Source organism: Nostoc sp. CMAA1605 (assembly GCF_021596505.1).
In the GTDB taxonomy this organism is placed as follows: Bacteria; Cyanobacteriota; Cyanobacteriia; order Cyanobacteriales; family Nostocaceae; genus Trichormus.
Genome location: NZ_PJIZ01000129.1, coordinates 1 through 12,835 on the forward strand (window position 1 = coordinate 1; position 12,835 = coordinate 12,835).

Genomic DNA, 12,835 nt, shown 5'->3' on the forward strand with positions numbered 1-12,835 from the left:
CCCATATTTCAATCTTTTTCATTTCTCATACATCAGTTTTAATCACCATTTTATCGGCAGTTGTTGCCGCGCCCAAATCGCAGAAGCTTACATAACTCTGAAACAGTTAAACACCATGCTTCTACAACTTGCGCGGTGACTTGATTACCCCGCGTGCAACATCTGCCCCTCATATACTACAAGGGGGTTTTATGAATACCGCAGAACGTGATTTGCGCTTGGAAATGCTCAATAGTTTGCTGACAACTCCTCACCGCAAACTTGAGCAAGTTGCAGAGATACATCAGTTAATAGTTGAACTTGACCCTATTTTCTACGGACATTTAGCTGTTTGGTATCAACATCATGGTGATGTTCGTGACCATAAGGAAGTATTCATTGCACATTTGCTGACTAGCAATTTGACTGCACACCGAGATGCGGGATTTGTGATGCTGCAAGAGTTTCCGCCTTATCAGGTGGCGCGTGTAGTGGACTTTATGAAGCAGCAACGCAATAAAATGCCACGTTCGGCGCGCACTGCGATACAGCGTTACTTAAAGACACGGAAAGTAATCCGGCTTTGTTTGATCGCGCGGCTTTGCGGGGTCGTAAGGCAATGAAGCATCTGTATGCTTCGCTACACATTAAGCCCAGTGAACGCGCAAATGCGATTTTGTTCCGCAACACTCCGCCAGAGGGTTCTTTAGCGAATGTGTTGAAGCAGTTAGCTAAGGCAGAAAATGCCGCAGAACAAGCAAGACTGATTGTAGAATTTAATCTTCCCTATGCGATCGCGATCGGTGCAATCAAGCAACTTACACCAGTTGTCTTGGTGGCGTTAATCAACAGTATGACACCGCAGGAAGTGATCAATAACCTCAAATCTTTAAAAGATAGAGGTGCAATGGATCATCCAGAGGTGAAAAAGTTGATTGATTCCAAGCTAGATTTAGCATCCAAAAGTGGACGTGTCGCCGCATTTAAAGCCCAAGTGGCCGCAGATACCGCCGATTTTGACGCAGACACCGTGGCTAAGTTGGAGAAAGTCACCAACGAACAGGTAAAACGCCGGGGAACAATTTCCCGTCCAACCGCTTTACTGGTGGATAAATCTGGTTCTATGGATAATGCGATCGCGATCGGTAAGCAACTTGCTGCACTCATCTCTGGTATCACTCAAGCAGAATTGTTTGTTTATGCTTTTGATACCATTCCTTACGCAATAACTGCACAGGGTAAAGAGTTGACCGATTGGGAACGTGCTTTCCAACATATTAGAGCAGGTGGTAGCACTAGTATCGGTTGTGCATTAGAAATCATGCGCCAGAAAAAGCAGGTAGTTGATCAGATTATTCTGGTGACTGATGAAGGTGAAAATGCTAGACCTTACTTCGGTGAGGTATATAAGAATTACTGCCGAGAATTGGGGATAATGCCTAATGTGGTAATTGTCCGTGTGGGTAGCTATTACAACTGGATAGAAACTCAACTCAAGGAACAGCAAGCACCTGTAGAAACTTTCACCTTTGCTGGAGACTACTACAGCTTACCTAACCTCGTCCCACTCTTGACGCGTCCCTCTCGCCTAGATTTGCTGATGGAGATTATGGAGATACCTTTGCCTGTGCGTGATGATAAGTAAGGTTATAATGTGGCATTGCTTGTCAGTAAAATGATGAGCAATGCTCTGTTTTTAAGTGTTTGTATTTTGCTCAAGCCAAGCAACTAAATCAGACGCATTTGAAAAAGATAAAAGTGCTTCTCCTAAATTTTCCAATTCTTCAGTAGATAATACTTGGAGACGTTCAGTTGTTACTGAATCTATCTTACCAAAACGTTTATGTAAAAGACGTAGGGTATATTTGAATGCTTCTTGTTGTTTCCCTCGTTGTTCGCCTCGTTGTTCGCCTTTCTCCAAAATATATTGATAAATCACTGATTCTTGCATAGTTTCCTCTCGTAATAATTGCAAAGTCAAATTTGCTCAAGCCAAGCAACTAAATCAGACATATTTGAAAAGTCTAAAAGTGCTTCTCCTAAACTTTCCAATTCTTCAGTAGATAATACTTGGAGACGTTCAGTTATTACTGAATCTATCTCACCAAAGCGTTTATGTAAAAGACGTAGGGTATATTTGAATGCTTCTTGTTGTTTACCGCGTTGTTCGCCGCGTTGTTCGCCTCTTTGTTCACCTCGTTGTTCGCCGCGTCGTTCACCTTTCTCCAAAATATATTGATAAATGACTGATTCTTGCATAGTTTCCTCTCGTAATAATTGCAAAATCAAATTTCGTTCAAACTTTAAACCGGCTAAAATTTCAGTGTAAGCCGTAGTATTTTGTCTAGTCTCGATATCTGGAATTTTAGCAATTTCCTGGGCAACCTGGGATAATAAGGTTTCGGGTGAATCTGTTCGTGTTAGTGGTGCGAAAGGTAATAACGCCAGATTGTTCAGAAATAGGGCTGGATCTTGCTCCCACATTCGGATGACTCGATAGCGATGGGTTGTAACTTCGCTAACATATTCCTCAGTAAAGGCAATTTCGTCCTTTGTTTCTTGCAGAAAAATTACTACTTGTGTAACTGGAAGTTGATATGTCCGTGTCAATCTCACGTAATAATCTAGCATTCTCAAACCAATGGGTGTTTTTGATTTGGTACTAGTTTGAAATTCTATATGTAAGATGCGATTTTCTGTTTTCAGAAATATGAGTGAGTCAGCACGTATAGGTTCGATGCTCAATTCAGTCTTTAAGATTTCAATTGTTTGCGGTTCTTGATTTAATAACCAACGTGCAAAATCAAGGGGGTAATTTTCCGCCAGGATTTTACACAGATTGTCATATTCTGCCATCGAAATTTTATGTGATATTGGTTGCTTAAAAATATATCATCGCTTTTCCATTCATCATTTCTGATCTTGCTATCTGGAAAGTAACCAGTCTGATTTGTAGTATAATGTATTATATCCTGCGTGTCCCGACTGGTGTGAGCCTACATACTAGTACGAGAGGAAAAGTGACACTGTCAATCAGTGGGCGTGTGAGAACGGGGAGTGCGAAGAATCTGGGAGGTGGGCTTAGAAGTAGCCATCCTTGAAAGAGTGTTTAACAACTCACCAGTGGAGTCCCTCTAGTAACTGAGAACGCGCAATGCTCCACTAACTTACACGCATGATTATATAAAAATATTCAACTATTGATACAAACTAATATCCCCCACTTCTCCTAAGAAGTAGAGGATATAAAATCTAAGAATCAAGGAAGTTAATCTGCTAGTTTTGAATTTAATACTTGTATGGCGTTAAAGCCTCCTACTGTCTGGCTGAAAAATATCATGGGAATTGTCAAAATAAATATGTTACCTGTTTGCATAATAACTGGAATATTACCTATTACATTCAGCACCATAAACCCAATTGCTATGCCTAATGCGATTTTTGATTTACGTTGAACAAAAAATCCTAAAGCCAGATAGAGTACACCAGCAATTAATGAGATAGTTGCCACTAATAAATAATCAGGTAATCGACTACCAAGAAGAAAAATTAATATACTTACAAAAACATTCAAAAATCCGATTGCATAAACTGCACGGTAAGCGGCTGTTAATTTTTTTCGAGCATCTGATAACTCTTGTATTTCTGAAGTCATGATTTACCTTTTACAGCTTAAAAATATCCTAATGAATTACTTAATGAAACCTAAAAATCAGGGAGAGCTTTTTTACGCCAAGTATGAGTAATTTGTTTGTATTGATTTTCTAATTCCTCGTTAGCACAAGTTAGATTACGTGATTTTTCCTCTAAGTCTCCTACTTGTCCTGCAAATGCAACAGCAAAACCTAACAGGAATAATGAAAATGCGCCTCTAAAGCCTTGTTGGAAAATAGAAAATACACAACTACCAAATGCACAAAATAATAAAAGCATTTGAGTCAGAACTATATACATAGCAATACGTGCTAAGTTTTTATAATCTTCAAGAGATGTTTCATTTGTAATTGCTGTATTTGTTTGTAAAAATCTCTCTAGTTGATTTTTCGCATAAAAAGATAACGCAATCGATAACAAGCATAGTCCGATATATGCAAAACGAAAAAGCATTGTTTTACCTTGGGGAAATATTTATTTAATTGCCATCAAATACCTTCATGTTTTTTTATATACCTAAAATTGATATAAAGCTTCTGTAATTATCCTGAAAAAAGCTCAGTTATGACTGATATTCGTCAGCTAATTAATCAAATTGCGATCGCCCAAAGCCATTTGCAAACTACCCAATTTCTCGCGCCTTGTGTCAAAGGTGGAAGAGTCCGCACACGGGTAGCTGGAATGATTTACACCTTTACACCAAAGCCTAGTAAATTTGAAGGCTGGGGTATTTTTCAACCTGTGGATGAAAAAACAGCCAAGGTGATAGAATCGGCAGATTTACCCCAAATAGCAGAATATTTACAGCATTTTCCCCAAATTCGCTTGAGATTAGCACACCAAATACAAAAACAAACTTGGTTAGCCTATCCGGTGAACGAAGCAGATATGCGTCAACGGTGGAAAATGGTGAAACCCATAGCAGTCCATTTAGTGACTGAGGGTAATATCTTTGAGCAAATTATAGCCCGTTGGCATGGTCAATCATGCTGGTTTGAAGATATTGATCGTTGTGCTGATCCGGTTGTTAGTGAACTTTTGCAATCTGCTATCAAGCAACTCATTCCTGTGGATGAATTGCAGTTTAAAGGGATGACACCAGAAATCCGCACTGTATATGAGTTAGCAACTCAACGTGTTGAAGGTTTTTATCAACCCCAACAAGATGAAAAGCGATTGCGAAAAGCATTACAGATGGGTGGTGGTGAATTACAACAATTTAACGATCGCGGTGATTATTGGACAGTTGATTGGACTACTGCTGATGGTGTGCGTCACAGTAGCGCGATCGCCAAATCTGATTTGACTGTGATTAGTTCTGGGATTTGCTTGAGTGGGCGCGATCGCGATTTTGATTTGCAATCTTTAGTTGCTGTGATGGAAGAACGGGAGTATTAAGGACAATGAGTATATTTTTTCATGAACAACTTTATCGCAGCAATGCTGTGATGGCAAAGTTGAAAAATTATCCCGTAACTATTTGTGGCGCGGGTGCATTAGGAGCTAATATCGCAGAAAATCTGGCTCGGTCTGGTTTTGATAAACTGACTGTGATAGATTGCGATCACATTGAGGAACGTAATCTTTCTACTCAGCCTTACTACCGTGGTGATGTCGGTGCATTCAAGGCGAAAATTTTGGCAAATAATTTATACCGCGCGATTGGGACTAAAATTGATGCCAAAACTAAGGAATTGACATCAGAAAATACGTCTCAATTACTTAAAGATAGCCAGTTAATTATTGATGTATTTGATAATAGCGTCGCGCGTCAAGCGGTGAAAGACTATGCTGATCAATTCCAGATTCCTTGTATTCATGCTGGGTTATCAGCCGATTATGCAGAAGTAATTTGGAATGAAGTTTACCGCGTTCCTTCCGATGTGAATGATGATGTGTGTGATTATCCACTGGCGCGGAACTTAGTAATGTTAACTGTAGCTGTGACTTGTGAGGCGATTATTTCTTTCATCGCTACGAAAGAACAGCGTAGTTTTACCATTACTTTGAAGGATTTAGCAGTGCAATCTCTATGTTTTGCATGAGGGCTGAAGCCCTCACTACAAACTATTATGCTGCACAACGAATAGGGGTAGGTTGTAAGCCTACCCCGTTTGTGTTTGATATTTTCCTTCCTACAGCTGTGGCTACGGGCTTTAAACTAGCAACTAAATTCACCATATCTTCCAAAGATAAAGCTTGACGGGCATCAGATACGGATTTTTCTGGTTCTGGATGACATTCAATAATTAAGCCATCTGCGCCACAAGCGACAGCAGCTTTAGCGACAGGTGCGACTAACTCCCGTTTACCGACGGCATGGGAAGGATCTACAATCACGGGTAAATGAGTAATTTGCTTAAGGGCAGCTACCGCCGCTAAATCTAAAACATTGCGGGTGTAAGTATCGAAACTGCGGATACCGCGTTCACACAAAACTACATCAGGATTTCCGTGGCTAACAATATATTCCGCCGCCATAACAAATTCTTCGATAGTGGCTGCTAAACCGCGTTTGAGTAATATCGGTTTACCAGCTTGTCCTAAAGCTTTGAGCAAGTCGAAGTTTTGCATATTGCGGCTACCGACTTGTAGCATATCAGCATGGGCGGCGACGACTTCGATTTGAGAAATCGCCATCACTTCTGTAATGACTGGGATATTGTAGCGCGATCGCACTTCAGCTAAAACCGCTAATCCTTCCTCTCCCATTCCCTGGAAAGCGTAGGGTGAAGTTCTAGGTTTGAACACACCACCACGCAAAGCTTGTACAGGTGCGTCCCCTATATTTTCGGCGACTGTCTCCATTTGTTCCAAGCTTTCCACCGTACAAGGGCCACCAATAATCACCAATTCGTCCCCACCGAAAGCAACGGTTTCAGAAAGTTTGACGATACTTTGGTGATTGGCGTGAGATTGTGCAACAAGTTTAGCGTTAATCATGATTTTACTCTCCTAATAAATTTGGGGATTGGGGATTGGGGACTGGGGACTGGGGACTGGGGACAAGGTAGACAAGGTAGACAAGGTAGAATTTATTTCCTAACTCACTCATTACTTATTACTCATTACTCAGCACTCAGCACTCTCTCACTCCCTCACTCCCTTCTGAAAAAAAAAAGCCCAGAACCTTTAGAGTTCCGGGCGCGTATGATTTATCGACATGACGCTATTTACCCGGAACTTGGTCTAGGCCAGAAATAAAAGCTATAAAACCAGTTGCTGGAATAGGACATCATGACGAAATTTTCTCCTTAAAAAACAAAAACCGCAGAGTTCGCTCTGCGGTTCACCTGGCGGTTTCCATTAGGAAACTAATTCACCGCCGGTGAACCGCCTTGTACCAAAAATAAAAGTAACGATTGCTGTTGAACATTTTTGAGATGGTAAGCTAAATAGATTAATGTAAGACTATATTAAAGATAAACATAACAGAAGGGTTTGGTAGCGTCAAGGCCAGTAAATACCCCAAAACAGGTGATAAACTCATGAGCAAACGGGTCATAGGTAATTATCACCAGCCAATTACCAATCCAAACACTACATTTTCTGTCATCTGCAAAATTTAAGTTATTTATCTTCCGCTCCACGGTCAAATCATATAAATTCTATTTTTAGGATATTGCCTATGATTCCTATTGCCAAACTAGACAAAAAAAGCTTCATACACCAAAATTGTGCGTCTATCTAAATCAACTGTTAAGCACAAACTAGTTCAAATTTCAATTATGCCCAGGTCTAAAATCTTCAACACCAATTTTGATCCTCACGAGGTTTACCCCTGTCCAGTCTGTAGAGTCGGCAAGATTTCTCATATTCCATTGATGGAAGCAATGGGGTGTGACTTTTGCCACGAGATTTTTACTATCAATGTGGAACAACAGCAAATAAAAATGCCTTCTCGACAACCTCCTTTAGTTTGGAGATGGAATGGTTTTAGTTGGTCAGAAGTCCAGTTAGAAGGCGTGGAATTAGGCTGGGGTTATGGTTTGGCTGCTATTAGTTTTGTAGTCTTGCCAACTTCCCTCATTGGTATGGTTGCTTATTATTTTCCTCCCCATCCTCATGACATCATTAGTTGGTTGCCATACAGTTGGACAATATTAACTTTTTGTTACATTTATCAATTATTATTTGGCTTTTTATAGAAATTTATCAAATACCAATATCTGCATATGTACAAGCCGTGAATAGATGGAGAAATAGACAAATGGAAAGATAATGAGCCAAACATAGTAATGTAATAGGCTGAAGTTTCGTATAAAAAGTTATTGATAGACTTAGCTAGCTGCGATAGGCTTATATAATGTCAGAATATTAACTGTTTACCGTAGAATCAAACTGTGTAAATAGTAACTCCGAAACAGCCCCATCCTATTTAAAAATAGGAAGGGTTATATTTTTCTTACTTCAAGTTGATTCTCCATTAAAACATATTATGAACGAGTTGGAGCGGTACTATAGGGTATTAGAATTAGAACCTGGGGCGACGATTGAGGAAGTTAACCAGGCTTATAAAGATTTGGTGTTTGTCTGGCATCCAGATCGATTACCTAAAGATAATCTCCGCTTACAACAAAAAGCCCAAGATAAACTCAAAGCTATTAATGAAGCGCGGGAAAGATTGCGCTCTTTAAACGGTAAGCATCAACATATTTATCATCCTCCCAGAACTCAACCTCAAAAAACATCCACAGATTACTATCATTCTCCTAGACCTCAACCTCAAAAAACATCCACAGATCACTATCAGCCACCCAAACAAAATCCAGATTTAAGTGGTAAAGATTTCAGCCAAGCTAATTTAAGTAATAAAGATTTATCTGGTAGAAATCTTAGTTATGCTAACTTGAGTGGTGCAGATTTGAGTGATACTTTCATGCACAAAGTTATCTTGAGAGGTGCAAATTTATCAGAGGCTAATTTATTTAGAGCTAATTTACTCTTAGCTGACTTAAGAGAAGCAAACTTACGTGCGGCTAACTTAATTGGTGCGGATTTAAGTGGTGCGGATTTGCGGGGTGCTGACTTAACCGGTGCAAGAATTCGTTCAGGCGATCGCCTGCTGGTAAAATTAATTGGTGCAAATTTAGCTGGTGCAATTATGCCTGATGGTGAGGTGCATAAGTAGTCATTAGTCATTAGTCATTAGTCATTACTCATTACTCATTACTCATCACTCATTACTCATTACTCATTACTCATTACTCCTTTGTTTTTACCGCTTGCTTGATTTATATGAACATTGTAATTATCGGGTGTGGCTACGTTGGTTTGGCTGTCGCTAAATATTGGCGGCAAAATTCGTCTTTTAAGATTACTGTCACCACAACTACACCTGAGCGTGTGTCATCATTAGAATCTATTGCTGACAAAGTGATTGTCACCACGGGTGATGATTTAGAGGGTTTAAAATCAGCTACAGAAAATCAAGATGTTGTGTTATTAACTGTTGCACCAAAAGGAGGAATTAGGTATCAAGAAACTTATTTAAATACTGCACAGAATTTAGTGACTGTTCTTCAACAAAATTCTACTGTTAACAATTAATATATACAAGTACCTTCTCTATTTATGGCGATCGCAATGGTGAGTGGGTAGATGAAGACACACCGCCTCAACCTACCACATCTAAGGGCGAAGTTTTGCAGGCTACCGAAGAAGCCTTACTAAAAGCGGCTAGTGACAAGTTGCGCGTTTGTATCTTACGGCTAGCAGGGATTTATGGTGAAGGTAGGGAATTGATTAAAATCTTTAGTCGCTTTGCTGGTAAAACTCGTGCTGGTAGTGGTGGTGAAATTGCTAACTGGATTCATTTAGATGATATTGTCTCAGCTATAGAATTTGTCAGAAATCAGCAATTACAAGGTGTTTTTAATTTGCTGAATGATGCCAATATCACTAATAAAGAGCTACTAGATACACTCTTATCAAAATATAATTTACCCTTAATCTCTTGGGATAGTTCAGTCAAGAGCGATCGCTTATATAATGCTAGAGTCTCTAACCAGAAAATTAAAGCCGCAGGCTATCAGTTAATTCATCCCCAAATCATTTTTTAGTAAATACAAAATTCTGGGAATTATGCAAGCATCTCCACCCACCCAGTTTTACAGTTGGCAAAATTATCAATGTGCATACACATTACATCAACCAGATAATTACCAACCCGAAGGGACACCTTTATTATTAATTCATCCCATTGGTGTAGGTTTATCAGGAAAGTTTTGGCAACGCTTTATCAATGAATCTTTTCATCAAGGCTATTCTAATCTAATTTACAACCCCGATTTATTAGGCTGTGGCGGAGGGGATAAACCTCATGTGGCTTACACACCTAAAGATTGGGCAGAACAGTTACAATATTTTTTACGAAATATCATCCAAAAACCTGTAATTGTCATAGTGCAAGGTGCTTTACTAGCAGTAGCATTAGAACTAGTACAACTAGAATCAAATTTAATTGCTGGTTTAATATTTACCAGTCCCCCAACTTGGACTGTAATTACTAATCAATCTTCAGCCTGGAGACAAAAGTTTTTTTGGAATTTGTTTGATTCGCCTCTGGGAAATGCTTTTTACCGCTACGCGCGCACTCCCAAATTTTTACAGTCCTTTTCTACCCAACGATTATTTGCTGTAGCTGATGCAGTTGATGGGGAATGGTTAAATACTCTCACAGCAGATGCAGCCAATATGGCTACTCGTTACGCTGTCTTTTCCTTTTTAGCTGGATTTTGGAAACAGGATTATGGTAGCTTGATTGCTGCTATCCAAAAACCTACTCTAGTAGTTTTAGGAGAATCAGCTTCTAGTATGAGTCAGGAAGGAAAAGGTGAGACACCGGATGTTACTATAGCCAATTATCTTGCTTTTTTACAGCAAGGGACTGGGGTCAAAATACCAGGGAGAAACGTTTTACCCTATGAGTCTACTACTGAATTTGTGCGTGCGATCGCTCCATTTATAGGAGTACCAGTCAAGATGTAGGGGTATTATCTATCACTCCTACACGCAAGGCAATACGTTTATACTTACTAGCATCATAGGGAATACCTGCGTGCATCACTTGGGAGTTGTCCCAAAGCACAATATCCCCTGCTTGCCAAACATGAGCATAAACCGGCGTGTGTTCCAGAACAGTCTGAAATAACTCTTGCCAAAACTGTTTTGCTAAATCCAATTGCTTCTCCATTCCCACAACAATTGATGTATCTGAGCCAAGATATAGCCCCTTTTTTCCTGTTACCTGATGAGTGGAAACAATGGGATGTATTTTCATTGGTACATCCTCGCCTGGCTGATAACTTCTAGGCGGCAAATGATACATAGACATTTGCTCTAACTGTTGCTGATGCTCAGAATCAAGATTATTGTAAGCTTCTATCATATTGATAAATTCCGTGGTGTGGGGCTGACCATCAACCCCAACTGGGGGTATTTGCACACCATAAAGCATCACCACATACAAAGCATTCATTGCTAAACCTTCTGTTGTGGGTAGTAAATCTTTGTCATGATGCCATTGCCAAGCAAACTTACCTCTAATTTCCTGATTATCCTCAACAGGATTTCCTAAAATAGCTACACCCGAACTTTGTAAATTTGCATCAATTTTTGGATCTAGAGATTTAGCTGGATAATTAAATCTAGACTCTCCAAAAGTTTGGTAAGCGAATTTCTTTAAGTCTGATGCAGTTAGATGTTGATTTCTAATAACAATTACGCCATTTTCCCAAAGAGAATTTTTCAATTCATCTACTTGTTTAGCGGTAACTTGTTTGATATCACAACCTGGTAGCACTTCTTGACCAAGTAGAGGATGTTGCTTGACTGTGGTGTATTGCATTTTTCCAACCTTTTTATCTCAATATTTTTTGGTATGATTTTGCAGATCAAGTCATACCAATTCACAAGTTGAAATGTAAAATTATTCTGCTTGTTCAAGAAGGCTAATTATCTTCTGAACCAAAATTTAGCCTCAAAAATTACATCGAATTCCTGTTTTTATTTCTAAATAAGCTTGGTAAAAAAATCGTCAATCTGTAGAAGGATGTATCTTGAATACCCTACTTGGTAGCTTTCCTGCTTTCCCCCAGCCCAGATAATAAGATAGAATTGTAAAGAAATATTAAGAATATACGTGCATGAATTGGTTTATTCCTGGGATGGGACTGCTGTTAGGACTATTGGCGATCGCAATTGTATTGTACTTGGTGACTGCTCGCCGTTATGAATCATCCAACTCCGTAGCCAATTCCTATGACCAATGGACTGAAGACGGGATTTTAGAATTCTATTGGGGTGAACATATTCATTTAGGTCATTATGGTTCACCACCACGACGCAAAGATTTTTTGACTGCTAAATCTGACTTTGTACATGAAATGGTGCGCTGGGGTGGATTAGATAAGTTACCACCTCAAACCACCGTTTTAGATGTAGGTTGTGGAATTGGCGGTAGTAGCCGAATTTTGGCACGAGATTACGGGTTTTCCGTCACAGGTATTACCATCAGTCCCCAACAAGTCGAACGCGCCCAACAATTAACTGCACCGGAACTTGACGCACAGTTTCTTGTAGACGATGCAATGGCACTCTCTTTTCCAGATGCTAGTTTTGACGTTGTATGGTCAATTGAAGCAGGCCCCCATATGCCCGATAAAGCAGTATTCGCTAGGGAATTGATGCGGGTATTAAAGCCGGGTGGAATCATGGTATTAGCTGACTGGAATCAGCGAGACGACCGCCAAAAACCTCTGAATTTTTGGGAAAAACCAGTCATGCAACAACTATTAGACCAGTGGTCTCATCCAGCGTTTGCTAGTATTGAAGGCTTTGCAGAACAGTTGACAGCAACAGGATTAGTTTCTGGTGAAGTCATCACAGCCGACTGGACACCACAAACACTACCTTCTTGGCTAGATTCCATTTGGCAAGGCGTAATTCGTCCAGAAGGATTAGTGCGCTTTGGGTTCTCTGGTTTGATTAAATCCCTACGTGAAGTCCCCACTCTACTATGATGCGGTTAGCCTTTGGTACAGGTTTGTGTCGGTTTGGGATGTTTCGCGCTGTCCGGGCTGAGAATGTGGTAAAAGAGAACACAGAGAAGTTAGAGACTTATGTGTAGTATAGTTTGTAGTAAGCACTTTAGTGCTTAGATAATCAGGAAAGGACTAAAGTCCTTACTACGAACTTTGAC

The 12,835-nt window shown here is 39.9% G+C and carries 11 protein-coding genes and 4 pseudogenes; 9 read left to right on the plus strand and 6 right to left on the minus strand.

Annotation, left to right across the window (positions count from 1 at the left end; all coding sequences use genetic code 11):
• The first annotated feature begins 191 nt into the window (after nucleotides 1-191).
• Nucleotides 192-1,624 (plus strand): annotated as a pseudogene (locus CV014_RS27210) (vWA domain-containing protein).
• A gap of 51 nt (nucleotides 1,625-1,675) precedes the next feature.
• Here the strand turns inward: CV014_RS27210 and CV014_RS27215 are convergent.
• The 4 genes from CV014_RS27215 to CV014_RS27230 all read right to left on the minus strand — a co-directional run bounded on the left by CV014_RS27215 (nucleotide 1,676) and on the right by CV014_RS27230 (nucleotide 4,053).
• Nucleotides 1,676-1,954: a DUF4351 domain-containing protein gene (locus CV014_RS27215; protein WP_236144873.1), complete on the minus strand. Its 279-nt coding sequence runs from the start codon at nucleotides 1,952-1,954 to the stop codon at nucleotides 1,676-1,678.
• Between the two features lie 2 nt (nucleotides 1,955-1,956).
• Nucleotides 1,957-2,835 (minus strand): Rpn family recombination-promoting nuclease/putative transposase, encoded by an 879-nt coding sequence (locus CV014_RS27220; RefSeq protein WP_236144874.1) that lies wholly within the window; start codon nucleotides 2,833-2,835, stop codon nucleotides 1,957-1,959.
• A 412-nt stretch (nucleotides 2,836-3,247) separates the two neighbouring features.
• Nucleotides 3,248-3,634 carry a hypothetical protein gene (locus CV014_RS27225; RefSeq protein ID WP_236144875.1) on the minus strand — a complete coding sequence of 129 codons (387 nt, stop codon included), beginning with the start codon at nucleotides 3,632-3,634 and terminating at the stop codon, nucleotides 3,248-3,250.
• A gap of 50 nt (nucleotides 3,635-3,684) precedes the next feature.
• Complete coding sequence (locus CV014_RS27230; RefSeq protein WP_236144876.1) at nucleotides 3,685-4,053, minus strand: hypothetical protein; 369 nt, start codon at nucleotides 4,051-4,053, stop codon at nucleotides 3,685-3,687.
• 144 nt (nucleotides 4,054-4,197) lie between these two features.
• On the opposite strand from CV014_RS27230, the gene CV014_RS27235 reads away from it, so the two are divergent.
• Both CV014_RS27235 and CV014_RS27240 read left to right on the plus strand, forming a co-directional pair.
• Complete coding sequence (locus CV014_RS27235) at nucleotides 4,198-5,031, plus strand: hypothetical protein (RefSeq protein WP_236144877.1); 834 nt, start codon at nucleotides 4,198-4,200, stop codon at nucleotides 5,029-5,031.
• Nucleotides 5,032-5,036: 5 nt separating this feature from the next.
• Nucleotides 5,037-5,678: a HesA/MoeB/ThiF family protein gene (locus CV014_RS27240; RefSeq protein ID WP_236144878.1), complete on the plus strand. Its 642-nt coding sequence runs from the start codon at nucleotides 5,037-5,039 to the stop codon at nucleotides 5,676-5,678.
• A gap of 25 nt (nucleotides 5,679-5,703) precedes the next feature.
• Here the strand turns inward: CV014_RS27240 and aroF are convergent, their stop codons facing one another.
• The gene (gene aroF / locus CV014_RS27245; RefSeq protein WP_236144879.1) at nucleotides 5,704-6,576 is read right to left on the minus strand and encodes a 3-deoxy-7-phosphoheptulonate synthase; all 873 of its coding nucleotides are present in this window, start codon (nucleotides 6,574-6,576) and stop codon (nucleotides 5,704-5,706) included.
• 21 nt (nucleotides 6,577-6,597) lie between these two features.
• Here aroF and CV014_RS27250 point away from each other — a divergent pair, with 21 nt between their 5' ends.
• The 5 genes and pseudogenes from CV014_RS27250 to CV014_RS27270 all read left to right on the plus strand — a co-directional run bounded on the left by CV014_RS27250 (nucleotide 6,598) and on the right by CV014_RS27270 (nucleotide 10,623).
• Entirely contained in the window at nucleotides 6,598-6,837 is a 240-nt protein-coding gene (locus tag CV014_RS27250) for a hypothetical protein (RefSeq protein WP_236144880.1), read from the plus strand.
• 524 nt (nucleotides 6,838-7,361) lie between these two features.
• Nucleotides 7,362-7,855: pseudogene (locus CV014_RS27255) on the plus strand (hypothetical protein).
• A 216-nt stretch (nucleotides 7,856-8,071) separates the two neighbouring features.
• On the plus strand, nucleotides 8,072-8,764 hold the full coding sequence (locus CV014_RS27260; RefSeq protein ID WP_236144881.1) for a pentapeptide repeat-containing protein: 693 nt from the start codon (nucleotides 8,072-8,074) through the stop codon (nucleotides 8,762-8,764).
• 107 nt (nucleotides 8,765-8,871) lie between these two features.
• Nucleotides 8,872-9,695, plus strand: a pseudogene (locus CV014_RS27265) (SDR family oxidoreductase).
• 22 nt (nucleotides 9,696-9,717) lie between these two features.
• Complete coding sequence (locus CV014_RS27270; RefSeq protein WP_236144882.1) at nucleotides 9,718-10,623, plus strand: alpha/beta fold hydrolase; 906 nt, start codon at nucleotides 9,718-9,720, stop codon at nucleotides 10,621-10,623.
• Here CV014_RS27270 and CV014_RS27275 read toward each other — a convergent pair.
• A complete protein-coding gene (locus CV014_RS27275; RefSeq protein ID WP_236144883.1) occupies nucleotides 10,613-11,482 on the minus strand; it encodes a TauD/TfdA dioxygenase family protein in 870 nt (289 codons plus the stop codon). The genes CV014_RS27270 and CV014_RS27275 overlap by 11 nt on opposite strands.
• 319 nt (nucleotides 11,483-11,801) lie before the next feature.
• On the opposite strand from CV014_RS27275, the pseudogene CV014_RS27280 reads away from it, so the two are divergent.
• Nucleotides 11,802-12,763 (plus strand): annotated as a pseudogene (locus CV014_RS27280) (methyltransferase domain-containing protein).
• The last annotated feature ends 72 nt before the right edge of the window (nucleotides 12,764-12,835 follow it).